Origin of the sequence: Dyadobacter subterraneus (genome assembly GCF_015221875.1) — a bacterium.
Taxonomy (GTDB): Bacteria; Bacteroidota; Bacteroidia; order Cytophagales; family Spirosomataceae; genus Dyadobacter; species Dyadobacter subterraneus.
On the sequence record NZ_JACYGY010000001.1, the window covers coordinates 5,536,259 to 5,550,994 of the forward strand.

Sequence of the window (14,736 nt, forward strand, 5' to 3'; positions counted from 1 at the left end):
CTTTCTTTGAGTAAGGTTATGTTGTTTTCGCACCAGAGCTGTTATTTTGAAGTAAGTCTTGTATGGAAAATTTCCTTACCCGCATAGTCATTAAGCTTTTAGACACCGTTTCCCGATTTTCCTGGAAATCATTGTATCGTTTTTCCGACATTCTGAGATTCTTCATTTTTGATGTTTTTCATTACCGTGAAAAAGTAATTCTTACTAATCTCCGAAACAGTTTCCCGCAGGAAAAAGAAGATACCATTCAGGAAATCGCAAAGAAATATTATCAGAATTTTACGGATATTATTTTTGAAACAATCAAATTAAGAAGTATTTCCAAAAGTGATTTATTGAACCGTTTTGAAGCCGAATCGGATATTCTTGATCATTATTATGCTCAAAAGAAAAACCTGGTTGTCGTTGCAGGACATCTTGGCAACTGGGAAATGCTTAATCTGTTTGGGTCACTTCGATTTCGTTATCAGATGGTCGTAGTATATCATCAGCTTGCAAATCAAACATTTGATAATTGGTTTAAGGATGTCAGGACGCAATTTGGTACTGAAATGGTTCCAATGCAGGAAGCTTTTCAGCGGGCGGTCAGTCCACGGGAAAAGCCATTTCTATTTATCCTGATCAATGATCAATCTCCTGCTCCTGAACGTGCTTACTGGACAACCTTTTTGAATCAGGATACTGGTGTTTTCAGGGGTGTTGAATTGATTGCCAGAAAGCTGAACGCTCCCGTGCTTTATATGGGTGTGTTAAGAAATAATTTTAAGCGCGGATTCTACAAATTTTATTTTAAATTGATTACCGAAACGCCGAAACAAGAGCCGACTAATTATATTCTTCAAAAGCAAATTTCGTTTTTAGAAGAAGATATTATCCGGCAGCCCGACAATTGGTTATGGAGCCATAAACGTTGGAAGCATAAACGTCCGCAAGTATTGCACCGGGATCAATTATTGGAAGTAAAAGAAAAATCGTGAACAAACCTGTAAAATTCTTAATTCTGCGCTTTTCATCGATCGGTGATATTGTACTGACAACGCCCGTAATACGCTGTTTGAAACAGCAATATCCTGATGCAGAGGTTCATTATTTTACCAAAAGCAAATTTGGTTTCCTTCTTGAAGATAATCCTTACGTTGATAAAATCTGGTTGTTAGACGGAAGTCTTAACAAAATGATTAAAGAATTGTGTGCAGAAAAGTTTGATTATATCATTGATCTCCATACCAATTTACGTACGCTTCATATCAAACTGGCCCTTTTTAAACGCTCATACAGCTTCAAAAAACTGAATGCCCAGAAATGGCTTCAAACCCAGTTTAAAATAAATTATCTTCCTGACATTCATATTGTTGACCGGTATCTGGAAACCCTTGTACCATTGGGTGTTATAAATGATGACCTCGGACTGAATTATTTTATTCCTTACAAAGACAAAGTTGAACGTGACTGGATTCCGGAAACGCACCAGAGGAATTTTGTAGCTTATGCTATAGGCGGACAGCATACTACCAAAAAGCTGCCGGTTCACCGCATGATAGAACTTTGCCGAAAAATTAACTATCCCATTATTCTTCTGGGAGGAAAAGAAGATTTTGAAGCCGGAGAAGAAATTGTAAAGGCATTGGGAGAAAAATTAATTTTCAACGGCTCTGGTAAATATAATTTTAACCAATCCGCTTCTTTAATTGAGCAGTCGTTAATTGTTTTTTCTCACGACACCGGACTGATGCACGTTGCAGCTGCATTCAAGAAAAAAGTTTATTCTTTTTGGGGAAATACAGTTCCGGCTTTTGGCATGTATCCTTACAAAACTGCCTTCGAAGTCATCGAAAATAACAATCTGGATTGCAGGCCTTGTTCGAAAATCGGATACAAGGAGTGTCCAAAGAAACATTTCAAATGTATGAATGAAGTATCTTTCAATTTTGAGATTAAAGAACTTCCTCTTAGTAAATAATGTTTCAAATCCGGTGTAAAAGCACTCACCCAAATCTTAATTTAATTGTTGGATGAATAAAAAAGTAAATATCGGAATCGTTCAAATGAGCTGTTCTGCTGATGTGGAAGATAATTTCGAAAAAGCAAAAAATAAAATAAGAGAAGCCGCAGCTAAAGGTGCTCAGATTGTTTGTTTGCAGGAGCTTTTCAAATCGCTCTATTTTTGTGATGTTGAAGATCATAAAAACTTTGAACTGGCCGAAGCAATTCCTGGTCCGTCAACAGAATCTTTAAGCAGTCTTGCCAAAGAATTGGGTGTTGTGATTATTGCCTCATTGTTTGAAAAACGTGCGCACGGACTTTATCATAACACAACAGCAGTATTAGATGCGGACGGAACTTATCTTGGGAAATATCGTAAAATGCATATTCCGGACGATCCTGGATATTACGAAAAATTCTATTTCACGCCTGGTGATGCCTCTTTGGAAGAATCTGACAAAAACGGATACCGTACTTTCGATACAAAATTTGCTAAAATCGGCGTATTGATCTGCTGGGATCAGTGGTATCCGGAAGCAGCCAGAATTACCAGTCTTATGGGTGCCGAAATTCTGTTTTACCCTACTGCCATTGGCTGGGATACAAATGAAACAGATCCTGTCATTAATGATGAACAATACGGAGCCTGGCAGACAATTCAGCGTGGACATGCTGTTGCAAATGGCGTTTACGTTGTTTCTGTAAATCGCGTGGGACGTGAAGCAGATCAGCAGTTTTGGGGCGGATCTTTTATAGCAAATCCTCAGGGCCGCCTGTTATATCTTGCCCCACACATAGAAGAAATTGTACATGTCGAAGAAATCGATTTGCAGAAACTTGACCATTACAGAACTACATGGCCCTTCCTGCGCGACAGAAGAGTGGATTCTTATAAGCCAATTCTGAGCCGCTACATCGACTAAAAATACATACTCAAAAATATAACTATTCTAATAAAGCCGGAGTAGCCGAAATTAACCGGCATTCTGGCTTTATTAGAATTTTTTAGTTTTGTATTAAAATTTATGACTACTGGGTTACATAAGTAACTGCTATTCAAACAAATAAAAAATCTGGAAATTAAAAATTCTTTCTCTTCATTTTTACAGCCGATCCGGATTTCAGGAAATGTCAAAGGAATTGTAAGTCTACATATTTTATAGATTGCATTAAAGCTTGATAATTGTAATAAAATATCAATATAATGATATAATATTTCTCCACTTTTCATTTAAACCAATTTTTATTGCAAATAATAACAAGTATTAGATTTATTCTCTTGTATTTATCCACTTTGTCAGTATATTTGAAATGTCATTAAACGAATGACTGGACTTTCAAACTGCCAGATATATTCCAGCCGCACATGAATATATCCGAATGTAAGAAGTGGAAATATGATCCTCTGCGATTGCCATGCTTAGGCGCGGCTTCGAAGAAGTTCTGCTTTTTTACAATATAATTTTGTCAATTATTAACCTGACTACGTGGACAAACATTTTGTCAACACATGAATTTTTTACGTTTATTCTGTGTCCGACGCTACTGTTTGTCCTCGATTAAGAGGGTATTGCTTTCCGGAAAAGCAGTTTTGCAAGATTATGGCTGTTGGAAATGTCTATGTGAACGTGTGTGCGGCGCACAGAAACGTGGACACCACAGCCATAACTTTTTGCTCTTTACCGGTAACGAATTTCTTACCTGTGCCAAATAGCGTAATAGAGATTTTAAAGCATGCCCAGAACGATAACATATTAAAAATTGTGCATGATCAGATTACTATAAACCTCTGTAACAGCAAAATAGGGAATTATAAAAAATTTATTTAAATTTAGCTTATCAATCACTCCAATTACTATTACTTAACTTTTACAGGAAAATGAATCAGAAAATCGACCGTCGCAATTTGTTGAAGTCAGGCTTAATGGCCATAGGTGGTATGACGCTAGCCCCTCATTTGAGTTTCGGCGGCGCATTCTCAGATATGCCTTTATCTCTTGATCCGGAAAACCGCATTTATCGCAGCCCAATGGTTCGTGAGCATTTTCTTGACAAGAAGCCGGATCTTTCAAAAATGGTACGTCTTGGTGCGAATGAAAACCCATACGGCCCACCTAAAACAGCTCAAAAAGCAGTTTGTGACTCCGTAGCTGGTGGAAATCGCTATGCATGGAAAGAAATGTCTGACCTTGTTGAAAAAATTGCAAAAAAAGAAGGCGTTTCCACAGATTATATCATGATGGGACCTGGTTCTTCTGATCTTCTTGAAAAAGTAGCTTTGGTACTTTTCATGAACGGCGGAAATATCGTTTCTGCTGATCCTTGTTATATGTCATTGATTCAGGTTGCAAAATCTGTTGGTGCAACATGGAAAGCAGTTCCTGTAACGGCAGATCATTCTCACGACTTGAAAGCGATGGAAGCAGCTGTTGATAAAGACACAAAACTTGTCTACATCTGTAACCCAAACAATCCAACGGGTGCAATTACTTCTGGTAAGGACTTGTTAGATTTCTGTTCACGTGTTTCTGAGAAAGTACCTATTTTCGTTGATGAAGCATACATTGAGCTAGCTGTTGGTGCTGATACGCAGAGTATGGTATCGTTGCTTACTAAAAATAAAAACGTGATTATCGCACGTACATTCTCCAAAATTATGGGAATGGCTGGGATTCGTGTTGGGTACATGGCTGCTCAACCTGCATTCATTAAACAAATTGAAAAAATCACTCGTGGCGGAATGGGAATTTCTTACACGTCAATCGCTGCTGCTTCTGCTGCAATGGATGACAATGAATTCCAGGGCATGACGCGTAAACTGAACCACGAAGCGAAAACATATCTTTACGCGAATCTGGACAAAATGGGCTACAAATATATCCCGTCTTATACCAACTTCGTAATCTTCCCTGTAAACATGTCAGGCAAAGATTTGCTGGCTAAAATGGCTGCAAAAAACATTTCCGTTCGTGCTTTTGACATTCAGAACAAACCATGGTGCCGCGTTAGTATCGGAACAATGGACGAAATGAAAACTTTCGTAAGCGCTCTTGGAACAATCAGCTAATTCGCTGAAATCTGACTGATGGCTGGTTTTTCGGAACGTGTATCCAAACCGGATAAGACCCCGAAAAACCAGCCAATCTTTTTTTGATTTTTATTCATTTCACCGGACATATTCATGTCGGGTACATAGTCAATAAAAAAGTATTTATTATGAGTGATGCCTTACAAAAAACCATCACCCTACTTTTATTAATCGGCCTCGGACTTTTGCTCAGAGGAAAGTTTAAAAGTAAGGATCAAACCAACGGTATTAAAGAAATCATTCTTTCTGTTGCGTTGCCATCAACAATCTTTATCTCATTAATGAAAATTGACATTGATTCGTCAATGATCATTATTCCTGTTGTCACGCTGGTTTTCAACTTTCTTATGTTTTTTTCAGCGCCGCTTGCTTTTGCACTTTTTGGCATAGAAAAAAACAGTCCGACAGGCCGGACGCTGATGATGTTAATTCCTTCCCTGGCTCCTGGTTTATCCTGTTTTCCATTTATTGCAGAATTTTTAGGTGAAAAAAGTCTGGCCATTGCGGCACTTGCCGATGTTGGAAACAAATTTTTCGTACTTATTTCGCTTTATATTCTGGCGATGAATATGTTTCTGAAAAACAGTCACGACACAGAAACCAAAATGGGTGGAAAACTTAAAAGTCTTTTTGGCAATATGTTGCAGGAACCCATCAATGTTTTGATCATTCTGGCATTGGTGCTTTTGGGTTTTGGTATCAATTATAAAACTTTGCCCTTTTTTCTTACCGAGATCTTTGACAAAACAAGTGCGATGATGACGCCGCTTGTACTTCTTTTTATTGGCCTGGCCGTACAATTGAAAGAAGGGAAAAAAGCCATTGTAGCCAGTATTTTGCTTTTCAGAGCTGGAAGTACAATGCTTATCAGTGCTGGAATGATCTATGTTTTAAATCTGACAGATCAATCCATGATTTTGCTTGCAATCGTTATTCCTTTGAGTGCAGCGAGTTTCTGGCCACTTGCACATATTTCTGCATTCAATTTACGTGAAGATGCAATGGGACTGGCAAAGGAAAAAAGAACTTTTGACATGGAACTGGCGGTATTGCTTTTGGCATTTTCATTACCATTTTCGACAATCCTTATTTTGGGAATCTTGTCAACAGGTGCTTTATTTACACATTTAACGACACTAATCATTGCGGGTGTCGTACTGATTGCTTTGGGAGGATTGCCTAATTTGTTCAGCAAAGTTTTTGTCAGAGTATCAAAAGCCTGACCTAACCCGTATTATGCGTAAAAAAATCATCATTCCGTTTCTTTCCCTTTTATCTTTTGCTGCCATTGCGCAGTCAGAATATAATGGATCGGAGAAAACGGAAATAGCGGACAGGAATTCGGCAAAAGAAAAAAAACGTTACAAATACTTTTGCGCGACTGCAAACGTGACCATGGCCGACGGTACTTCTAAGCCTATACATGAAGTTAAGGTTGGAGAAGAAGTCAGAACATGTCATAAAGGAAAGAGCATTACAACACAGGTAAAAGGCGTTGAAGTTTTTTACAATCCGGATGCGGCGCTAACAGCAGTTTATCTTCGCCCTGCAAAAGAAAACACTGCCAAAAGTGAATCATTCCCGTTAGTTCCGGCAGTCCTTTTGGAAGCAACACCTCACCATCAGGTGCAAACCGACAAAGGTAACAAAGCGATGAAACAGCTTTCAAAAAATGATATTCTGTATCATGTTGAACCGGAAACGGGTGAAGTGTCGAGCTGGAAAGTGGGTGTAGTGCAGACAAACGCCAGAAAAGTTGAAAAAGCCTACAATCTTACCACAAAAGAAGGCTCCTATATTGTTGAAAATGTAATCGTATCAGATAAATAGAATCATTTTCTTTACCAACGTTTTGAAAAAAATCCAAAGCCCGTTTAAAACCGGCGTCTTTGGATTTTTCATTTCCTACCCCACTTCTGTCTTACTTTCTCATCCTTACTGTCATTTTTGAAAAACCTTTCCGACCTTTACGCGGTCAATAGATTTCCTTCAATAATTATTTAGCATAAAATACCGTGTCAGAATTTCACTTGTCGTCCACACCCAAAGCATCAGGATTTACTTTTCCAGCCGAATGGCATCCGCATCGTGCGACCTGGTTAACATTTCCACACAATGATGCTTCCTGGCAAGGCGACCGTCTTTCCAAAATGTATCCCCAATATCTGGCTTTTATCAAGGCAATAAGTCAGGGTGAAAATGTGGGCATTATTGCGAATGATGAAAACCTTAAACAATTCATTATTGGTGAACTGGAAAAAATTCAGGTTGATTTATCCAAAATTGAATTTGTAGTAAAACCAACTAACGACGCCTGGTGCCGTGATCACGGTCCTGCATTTCTGATCAATCCGGAAACAAAGCAAAAAATGATCGTGGACTGGGGACACAATGCGTGGGGTGGAAAATATCCGCCTTATGATGATGACAATCGCACACCGCAAGCCATTGCTAAATACTTGGATTTGCCGTTTGTGACACCGGGAATTATTATGGAAGGTGGATCTGTTGAATTCAACGGTGCCGGAAGTTTATTAACCAGCAAATCCTGCTTGTTAAATCAAAACAGAAATGCTCATCTTAATCAGAATCAGATCGAAAAATTCCTGTCTGATTATTATGGAATCGATCAGGTTTTATGGGTTGAAGCAGGAATTGAAGGTGATGATACCGATGGGCATATTGATGACACTGCACGATTTATCAGCGAAGACACCATCATTGCAGCCCTAGAAAACGATCCGAATGATGAGAATTTTGAGATTCTTCAAACAAATCTCAAAATGATGAAGGAAATGCGTTTGTTGAATGGAAAGCAGCTGAATATCATTGAAATTCCAATGCCAAAAGCCGTTATCATTGACGATTTCCGTACACCGGGTTCTTATGTCAATTTTCTGATGTGTAATGCGGGCGTAATTGTTCCTGTTTTCAACAATCCAAATGATCAGATTGCTATTGATATTCTGGAAAAAGCGATGCCTGACAGAAAAATAATTCCTTTGGAGGCTACTGAAATTATCTGGGGGCAGGGAAGCTTCCACTGTTTGAGCCAGCAGGAGCCAATTATCTAAAAATATTTTGCAGAGATATACCGTCCTGATTTAACACATGAAAATGTTAAATCAGGACGTTCCCGATTAAGGTTGTTTCCGACTGATATTCACTGATTCAATTACGTACTTTCTCGTTTCAAAAGTACTGGCATCAAAACGAAAACTAATCTGCGGATGTGCAGGATTTGCGTAAGCCAATGGATTTTCCAGAAGAAGCGGATGATCCTTCACAAGGATATTACCAACCGATTTAAATATTGTCAGATTATATGTTTTCTTGTTCATATCAAGGGTAAAAACAACCGTGTGAATTGTACCTAGTGGAATATTTCCTATCAATTCTGCTGGGGTTCCTGCCAAACTCCTTTCCAGTTCAACATCTCCGTTATTTCTGAAATACATCCTGGCAATCAAACCAGCTGATCCGTCCGCAATATCTATCATAAGATCACTGCCAGAACCCGATAGTGTGCCAACAAAAGAAAACCACAAAGGCTTTGTGAAATCAGTAGAAATTCCCCGAAATGAAAGAAACTGGTTGTGGGCAGTAAGTCCGGTTGCGGGTGCTTGTGAAAAAGTCAAAGCCTTTTGTCCGGCACTGTTATTGGAAGTAGTTATCTTCAACCTTGGATTAAGTACCGTTTCAAATACAACTTCATCTCCTGACGGAGCTCCGGGAATATCTTTAATTGGTAAGTTACCAACAACGTCACTTTCAAAAGTGTCGGTCAGAATTGCGGTTGTTTTACAAGAAGTTAACGCACAGGATAACAGGAAAATAGCAACAAGTTGATAGTTTTTCATTTTTGATAAAAGTTTAAATTTCATCAAAAGTAGAGAGACTGATTTCTGGTTTTAAGCGTAGAATTACTTAGTTGAGTGAGCGGTAGATAATGTCTAACTTAAAGTCGCAAACGTATCCCAAAGGCCATGGAGGTGCGAGAAACACCTAAATTTAAATTTTCCGGTAATATTGAAATTTCTTTAGACGGGTTATCCGTGACAACAGTTTTTGTAAAGAAAATATTTTTTTTAATTCTGAGCAGCAATATGTCTTTTGTATGGATATTTTGCGTGTAGCTGAACTCACCAAAATAAGAAAGTCGCTTTTTTCTATATTCAAGCCCTAAACCAATCTGACCATTTGTATATCGATTACCCAAAAAAACTGTTGACTTCTTCCCTAAGTTCTTACCGCTAACAATTATATCATTCCCGGAAGAAATCTCTCCTAAGCGCAATCCGGTTTTGCCATTTGAAAGTCCAATTGAGGCTGTGATAAAGAGTGGATTGCCTCTCTTTTTAATAAGATAATATTGATAAAATCTAATTGCTGTGTCCTTATAAAAATTAGAATTAAATAAACCATCCGAAAAATCTATCCTTAACTGTTGATATGGATTTAGTTCGTAGCCAAAACCGAACGTTGTCGCCGGGATGATTCTTGCACTGGAGATATCCTTTGAACTCCTATTAGTTTGACCAACGTAACCTAACCAGACCTGATTCTCGTCTATTGATTTAAAGAAAGCTCCATTTAATGCGTATCCGATTGTTATGCGTTTTGTTAAATTGTAAAGTTTTATTTTAAAATATCTTTTGGACTTTCCTTTAAAACCACCATTAGTAACTTTAAAATATTCGTTTCCGCGCATGCCAATCCTCACCATTTTCAATACGGAATCCATTTCAATTGTGGTATACTCATCCCAAAAATGCACATCCTCGCTACTCTCTAATTCTGTAAAGAGCTCTCCATATTTAAGTCTTTTCTTAAAGGGTATTGGCTTAGAATTTTTTTTCAGATCACAGGTGGTAGTCACAAATTCAAGCACATAATTATTTTCTTGTTTTGTCTTTCCATTGTAGTTCTTACCACTAACGGAAGCATATTTCAGCACATTCGTCTGATCTTGTACCTGATAAATAGTTAGGCAAATTTCTGACAATTCTATTAATTGGAATTAAAGGATTTGGGTTTTTAGGATCTTTATCGCTCCATTCTATTTTTTGATAAGCCATCGTTTTTTTATCAATCCAGATTCTCCCTTCTTTTGTCGAGAGCTTATCATTTGATTTAAATTGAATTACATACACAGAATCGTTTCCCTTATTGTAAGTCGAAATTGATTCCAGCTGATAAATAAAACGTTTATTGAAAGATGCAGGATTTAAAAAAGGCCCCCTCATTTTAACGGGATCATTCCAATTGGCCATAAATGCGCCGCCGTAATATCTTACGTGATCGACACTGTCCCTTTGTGGAAATCTGAGATTACGCACTTTTAACACTTCCACCTGGGCATCTTCCTGTGTGTTTTGATATCCACTTTCCTGAATCTTCAAAGAAGCCTCTGAAAAATCCAGATAGCTATCATCTTTCACTGATTTGTGATAAGATCTGTAAAATCCAGTTAACTCAATTGAGTTTTGTGGATAATTATCATTGATCCTATTGTATGCTTTTGCAAGAAGGACTTTTAATGAGCTATCGTGAAAAATAAAGACTTCATGTAGTTGCTTCGCGTCGGCTTCTAAAATGATTTTAAGCTTTTGGCTTTCCTTGCTGATCTTCTGGTAAGAAGTTTTATATCCAAGGGAGCTAATGATCAACATCCCGTCAACAAAACCTTTAATTGCCAGATTAAAATATCCCTGTTCATTGGTAACAGTTCCATAATTAGATCCTCCAATTTGAATAGACACTAAAGGAACAGGTTGTTCTTTCCCATCCAAAACTCTTCCGTTAATATGTACGACCTTTGCGTGAGAGACATGACTTATGAAAATTAATAGCAATACTCATACATTTTGTAAATATTTGCTTTTGGATATCATGATAAATCATTAGGGAATTGATGTTTTTGTAAGAAATCTTCTTTCCATCAATACAGAATAGAAATAATAAAACCTTTGAAAATAACATAAGTCTTACTCACCACCGGACCGATAAATGCTCCCAGCAATATTAAAGATATATTGTTGAGCACCTTTTCCTTTTTTATATTTAACCTTATCATTTTCAAAATGTCAAGAGACTTAATAATAGAAAAATTAAAGCTTTTTTAACTCCTTCCGAAAAAAGATCAAATGCAGAATCAGGGTCAGCACGCATAATTTCAATATGCTATTGTCATCCAGATACCCAATGGCTCTTTCCAAAGTAACGGCTTTTCCCGGGATGAGTAAGTTCGCTAAAGAACCCACGACAATACCAGCAAGAGCTGCGGAGAACCCTTTAAAGAAGCATCTTAACCGCAATACTTCAATTTCATTCGTTTCATATTTCTCTTTCGAAAACGTGATCACGATAAGCCCTACTACCAGAAACCACCCAAATGCACTTGAAGACTTTACAGCCGTTGTAAAATGTGAAAAGACCGGAGTAAGCGTTGACACTAAGGCCATCATGGCAAGAACAACCGATAAATAACCGATTTTTTTGTAGGAAAAAGATAGCATAGTGTATGTGTGTTAAAAGTCAAAATCAAAAGTGTATATCCAAATAAGTGCTAAGGTATTATAAACTGCGTGTAATAATACACCATACCAAAATCCATAGATTATTCTGACGTAGCCTAATAAAAAGCCTGCAAAAGTTTGTGTAAGCGTAATAAGGGGAATGAACAAATAATGGGAAGAATCAAATTCATAGGTCACTATGTGTATCCAGCCAAAAAGAACGGCGGACAAATAGTAGGCACATTTGAAATATAACTTGTTCCTGATCTTACCCAGCGAATACCGGAAAATGAATTCTTCTACAAGCGGCGCAATGGCAATGGCTTAGACAAAAACAAGCAGAATCCGTTGGCCACTATCAATTTCCACAAGCGGATTATACCATTTCAGTTTCTCTGCAAGCTTTACAGGGTACCATAATAATTCTCCAAATACAAAAGCAAGTATAGCAATGTAAATTCCTACATCTTTCAGCTTTTTATTGTCGCTAATGGTAAGATAATCCGGGTTATTTGGATTCTGCACAAAGGCGACAAAATGTAAAAAAAGTGTGTTGAGATGATTCATATTAATTATTGGTCAGCACTCTTAGAACTTCCGACGAAGAATTTATTCCGCATGAATCAGAAAAGTTAAAAAAATGGATTTGTATCTAACTACTGCATAACTTAAAACAACGCCATAAACCATCTGGGGCAGCACGTAAAAAGGGTATAAGAAAATTAACGATAGTTGGAGTGGGGCAAAATTTCTTATGTGAGCAAGACCAAAAGCTATACAAGAAAACCAACATGCATAATTGTAAAACTTCCTCTGCAACACCTCTTCCCCGGGACGTGTCAAAAGCTTGTTGTAAAAAAAGAGCATACACAAAATTGGCAGCACAATAACAGTATACTGATAGGAAGAAATATAGAAAGAGTGAAATGAAGTAATAAAATCAAGTATTAGCAAAATGGAAATTATTTGCAGGCAGCGGGATTTCAAGATCAGGATAAACCGAAAAATTCCCTCCTCTAAAAACGGAGCAGCCAGGCATATATCTAAAATTACGCCCAACGGAGTGGTGGATTCACGAAAAGCTTGTCTGTTGTGTGTCAGATTTGCCAAAATAGAAATATCAAGTAAATTTCTAAGCGGCATTTCGATCATCAAAATAATTATCATTAAAATGACGAAGCAAGAAACAAGACAGAACAATATGGCCTTCTTTAAGAAATCGAGCTTTTCTGGTACTGTTTCGTTTTGACCTTTACCAAAAAGTGAATAAGGATTTCGGAAGAATTCGAATAAAATTTTGATCATGTGTATAGGCGAATTGTATCTAACAAATTCACATTGCAATGTAAAAACTCCATTCGAAATCACATTCAGCTATTCTACACTACTTTAATCAAAGATTGATTACGATATTCCTATATTGATTATATGAAAATCCCGATCGCCGGAAAGCCAAAATTCTATATAATAGCTAAACAAAAGTCATGATGTTGCCGATAAACTTCGACGATATTGGTCTACACAAAAAGACCGGAAAATTAATAAGTAGATGAAAATTTGAGAGAATAAGAGAGGAAAAATTACTCCCCCAACCCAGCCCAATCCCCCGGCTCATGCAGAAAGACGTTATAATCCACAAAACCGTGAATGCCATCTGCCCAGCCTTTTTCACTATGCTGCCAGAAAAGAACGTGGGCATCCGCTGCAAGATCGTCGACGTGATTTCTTGAATAACCGGCAAGCCAAAGCGGGTAATCGTCAAAATTTCCTGCTATGTATTTTTTATAAAAATGTTCATTCACGTAAATGATCGGACGCACGCCATAATGTTTTTCTATCAGTACAAGCCAGTTACGTACACCTTTGACAATGATATCGTTTGGCTTTCTGGCGTCCGTTTCCAGGTCGAGCACAGGTGGGAGATCTCCGGGAAGCAGCTGTACCTGTCCGATGAAATTATCAACTTGTCTGTCTGACATCACCCGCGGATTGTAAAAATGATAAGCACCTCGTTTCATCCCTACCCGCCTGGCTTCCTTCCAGTTACGCTGAAATTCCCGGTCAAGGTGCGTGGCTCCTTCGGTAGCTTTGATATATACAAAGTCTATCCCGACTTCATCGGTTCTTGATTTTTTTAATTTATCCCAATTGATACGCGCGTTATGATGCGACACATCAATGCCGTGCACCGCATATTTGAGCGGAAGTTTGATCCCGAATTTTGCAATATAAGTCCAGCGATTTTCATCCTTGCTGTCATTCCACCACACCAGCCCACCAATCAGCAATACAATACCAGCTATGATCAGCCAGCCTTTCAGAGGCAGCGGTTTCAAATAGTCGGGCTTACCGGCCGTGGTACTTCGCACTTTCTTTTTTGCCATACGCCTGTAAAAGTACGAAAAGATAGGAATGGTTGACTGCATGACCATTGCTGAATGAGAATTCTATTCAGGCTACTACATCAAAATTTTGTAGAATGTTACCTACTCTTTGTCTGATTTTCAATCAAATATTGAATATTCTAATCTTATTCCGGTTAAGAGAGCAAAATAAGCCAAAATTATGTCGTTTACCGATCTTGAAGAGTGACCCATTAAAATCAGGTTAGTCTAATCAAATGTAGCATATATTATTCTTTGTTTTGATACTACAAAAAAGACGGGATATGAAAGAAGAAAATCTGGAAACCATTGGAAGAAGAATTAAAAAACTTCGTCAATTACACGGTTACAAACAGGAAATCATTGCCCGTGAGATCGGTCTTAGTCAGACAGCGTATAGCAAAATAGAGACCGGAGATACCAGCCTGACCATTGGAAGAGCCGCGGCAATTGCGAAATTTTTCGGCATGTCTCTTACAGAATTACTATCCTGGGAAGAAAATGTTTTAAAATAAATTCTATTCTTAATGTGACGTCTTTATTGATTTGACGTCTACATAGGGAATTTCAGGAAAAAGTTAAATCATATTATACACACACCATTAAAGTTGAAGTTATATCACACACTTTTAAACACTTCATCAACAAAATATAAATTCTACACCTCCATTTTACACACACTTGAAGCCCGTTATAAAAACGAAATCGTTTTTATAACGGGAATTTTTTGATTGTTCAACATCAGATATAAATATCTATCCAT

16 protein-coding genes are annotated in these 14,736 nt (G+C 37.8%); 8 read left to right on the top strand and 8 right to left on the bottom strand.

The window, feature by feature from the left end; all coding sequences use genetic code 11:
* Nucleotides 1-62: 62 nt before the first annotated feature.
* From IEE83_RS23170 to IEE83_RS23200, 7 genes are all read left to right on the top strand, one after another.
* Nucleotides 63-977 carry a lysophospholipid acyltransferase family protein gene (locus tag IEE83_RS23170; protein WP_194122852.1) on the top strand — a complete coding sequence of 305 codons (915 nt, stop codon included), beginning with the start codon at nt 63-65 and terminating at the stop codon, nt 975-977.
* The gene (locus tag IEE83_RS23175) at nt 974-1,960 is read left to right on the top strand and encodes a glycosyltransferase family 9 protein (protein WP_194122853.1); all 987 of its coding nucleotides are present in this window, start codon (nt 974-976) and stop codon (nt 1,958-1,960) included. The genes IEE83_RS23170 and IEE83_RS23175 overlap by 4 nt, the downstream gene beginning before the upstream one ends.
* A 52-nt stretch (nt 1,961-2,012) precedes the next feature.
* Nucleotides 2,013-2,906 carry a carbon-nitrogen hydrolase gene (locus IEE83_RS23180; RefSeq protein WP_194122854.1) on the top strand — a complete coding sequence of 298 codons (894 nt, stop codon included), beginning with the start codon at nt 2,013-2,015 and terminating at the stop codon, nt 2,904-2,906.
* 956 nt (nt 2,907-3,862) lie between these two features.
* Nucleotides 3,863-5,050, top strand: coding sequence for a pyridoxal phosphate-dependent aminotransferase (locus IEE83_RS23185; RefSeq protein WP_194122855.1), 1,188 nt, complete (start codon nt 3,863-3,865; stop codon nt 5,048-5,050).
* Between the two features lie 149 nt (nt 5,051-5,199).
* Nucleotides 5,200-6,294, top strand: coding sequence for an AEC family transporter (locus tag IEE83_RS23190; protein WP_194122856.1), 1,095 nt, complete (start codon nt 5,200-5,202; stop codon nt 6,292-6,294).
* Between the two features lie 13 nt (nt 6,295-6,307).
* On the top strand, nt 6,308-6,901 hold the full coding sequence (locus IEE83_RS23195; protein WP_194122857.1) for a hypothetical protein: 594 nt from the start codon (nt 6,308-6,310) through the stop codon (nt 6,899-6,901).
* A 185-nt stretch (nt 6,902-7,086) separates the two neighbouring features.
* The gene (locus IEE83_RS23200; protein WP_194122858.1) at nt 7,087-8,145 is read left to right on the top strand and encodes an agmatine deiminase family protein; all 1,059 of its coding nucleotides are present in this window, start codon (nt 7,087-7,089) and stop codon (nt 8,143-8,145) included.
* Between the two features lie 66 nt (nt 8,146-8,211).
* Here the strand turns inward: IEE83_RS23200 and IEE83_RS23205 are convergent, their stop codons facing one another.
* The 8 genes from IEE83_RS23205 to IEE83_RS23240 form a co-directional block, all read right to left on the bottom strand.
* Nucleotides 8,212-8,931 carry a hypothetical protein gene (locus tag IEE83_RS23205; protein WP_194122859.1) on the bottom strand — a complete coding sequence of 240 codons (720 nt, stop codon included), beginning with the start codon at nt 8,929-8,931 and terminating at the stop codon, nt 8,212-8,214.
* A 98-nt stretch (nt 8,932-9,029) separates the two neighbouring features.
* Nucleotides 9,030-10,076 (bottom strand): hypothetical protein, encoded by a 1,047-nt coding sequence (locus IEE83_RS23210; protein WP_194122860.1) that lies wholly within the window; start codon nt 10,074-10,076, stop codon nt 9,030-9,032.
* Nucleotides 10,006-10,926: a carboxypeptidase-like regulatory domain-containing protein gene (locus IEE83_RS23215; protein WP_194122861.1), complete on the bottom strand. Its 921-nt coding sequence runs from the start codon at nt 10,924-10,926 to the stop codon at nt 10,006-10,008. The genes IEE83_RS23210 and IEE83_RS23215 overlap by 71 nt, the downstream gene beginning before the upstream one ends.
* 255 nt (nt 10,927-11,181) lie before the next feature.
* A complete protein-coding gene (locus IEE83_RS23220; protein ID WP_194122862.1) occupies nt 11,182-11,589 on the bottom strand; it encodes a hypothetical protein in 408 nt (135 codons plus the stop codon).
* Between the two features lie 12 nt (nt 11,590-11,601).
* Nucleotides 11,602-11,910, bottom strand: a complete 309-nt coding sequence (locus IEE83_RS33645) for a CPBP family glutamic-type intramembrane protease (RefSeq protein WP_194123525.1) — start codon at nt 11,908-11,910, stop codon at nt 11,602-11,604.
* Between the two features lie 3 nt (nt 11,911-11,913).
* A complete protein-coding gene (locus IEE83_RS23230) occupies nt 11,914-12,156 on the bottom strand; it encodes a hypothetical protein (RefSeq protein ID WP_194122863.1) in 243 nt (80 codons plus the stop codon).
* Nucleotides 12,157-12,198: 42 nt separating this feature from the next.
* A complete protein-coding gene (locus IEE83_RS33650) occupies nt 12,199-12,894 on the bottom strand; it encodes a CPBP family glutamic-type intramembrane protease (protein WP_369009349.1) in 696 nt (231 codons plus the stop codon).
* A 275-nt stretch (nt 12,895-13,169) separates the two neighbouring features.
* Nucleotides 13,170-13,973, bottom strand: a complete 804-nt coding sequence (locus IEE83_RS23240; RefSeq protein ID WP_194122865.1) for a glycoside hydrolase family 25 protein — start codon at nt 13,971-13,973, stop codon at nt 13,170-13,172.
* Between the two features lie 284 nt (nt 13,974-14,257).
* On the opposite strand from IEE83_RS23240, the gene IEE83_RS23245 reads away from it, so the two are divergent.
* On the top strand, nt 14,258-14,488 hold the full coding sequence (locus IEE83_RS23245) for a helix-turn-helix domain-containing protein (protein ID WP_194122866.1): 231 nt from the start codon (nt 14,258-14,260) through the stop codon (nt 14,486-14,488).
* The last annotated feature ends 248 nt before the right edge of the window (nt 14,489-14,736 follow it).

Coding starts and splice junctions, on each gene's coding strand:
- IEE83_RS23170 (WP_194122852.1), top strand. CDS start 63: ATGGAAAATTTCCTTACCCGCATAGTCATTAAGCTTTTAGACACCGTT.
- IEE83_RS23180 (WP_194122854.1), top strand. CDS start 2,013: ATGAATAAAAAAGTAAATATCGGAATCGTTCAAATGAGCTGTTCTGCT.
- IEE83_RS23185 (WP_194122855.1), top strand. CDS start 3,863: ATGAATCAGAAAATCGACCGTCGCAATTTGTTGAAGTCAGGCTTAATG.
- IEE83_RS23190 (WP_194122856.1), top strand. CDS start 5,200: ATGAGTGATGCCTTACAAAAAACCATCACCCTACTTTTATTAATCGGC.
- IEE83_RS23195 (WP_194122857.1), top strand. CDS start 6,308: ATGCGTAAAAAAATCATCATTCCGTTTCTTTCCCTTTTATCTTTTGCT.
- IEE83_RS23205 (WP_194122859.1), bottom strand. CDS start 8,931: ATGAAAAACTATCAACTTGTTGCTATTTTCCTGTTATCCTGTGCGTTA.
- IEE83_RS23220 (WP_194122862.1), bottom strand. CDS start 11,589: ATGCTATCTTTTTCCTACAAAAAAATCGGTTATTTATCGGTTGTTCTT.
- IEE83_RS23230 (WP_194122863.1), bottom strand. CDS start 12,156: ATGAATCATCTCAACACACTTTTTTTACATTTTGTCGCCTTTGTGCAG.
- IEE83_RS33650 (WP_369009349.1), bottom strand. CDS start 12,894: ATGATCAAAATTTTATTCGAATTCTTCCGAAATCCTTATTCACTTTTT.
- IEE83_RS23240 (WP_194122865.1), bottom strand. CDS start 13,973: ATGGCAAAAAAGAAAGTGCGAAGTACCACGGCCGGTAAGCCCGACTAT.
- IEE83_RS23245 (WP_194122866.1), top strand. CDS start 14,258: ATGAAAGAAGAAAATCTGGAAACCATTGGAAGAAGAATTAAAAAACTT.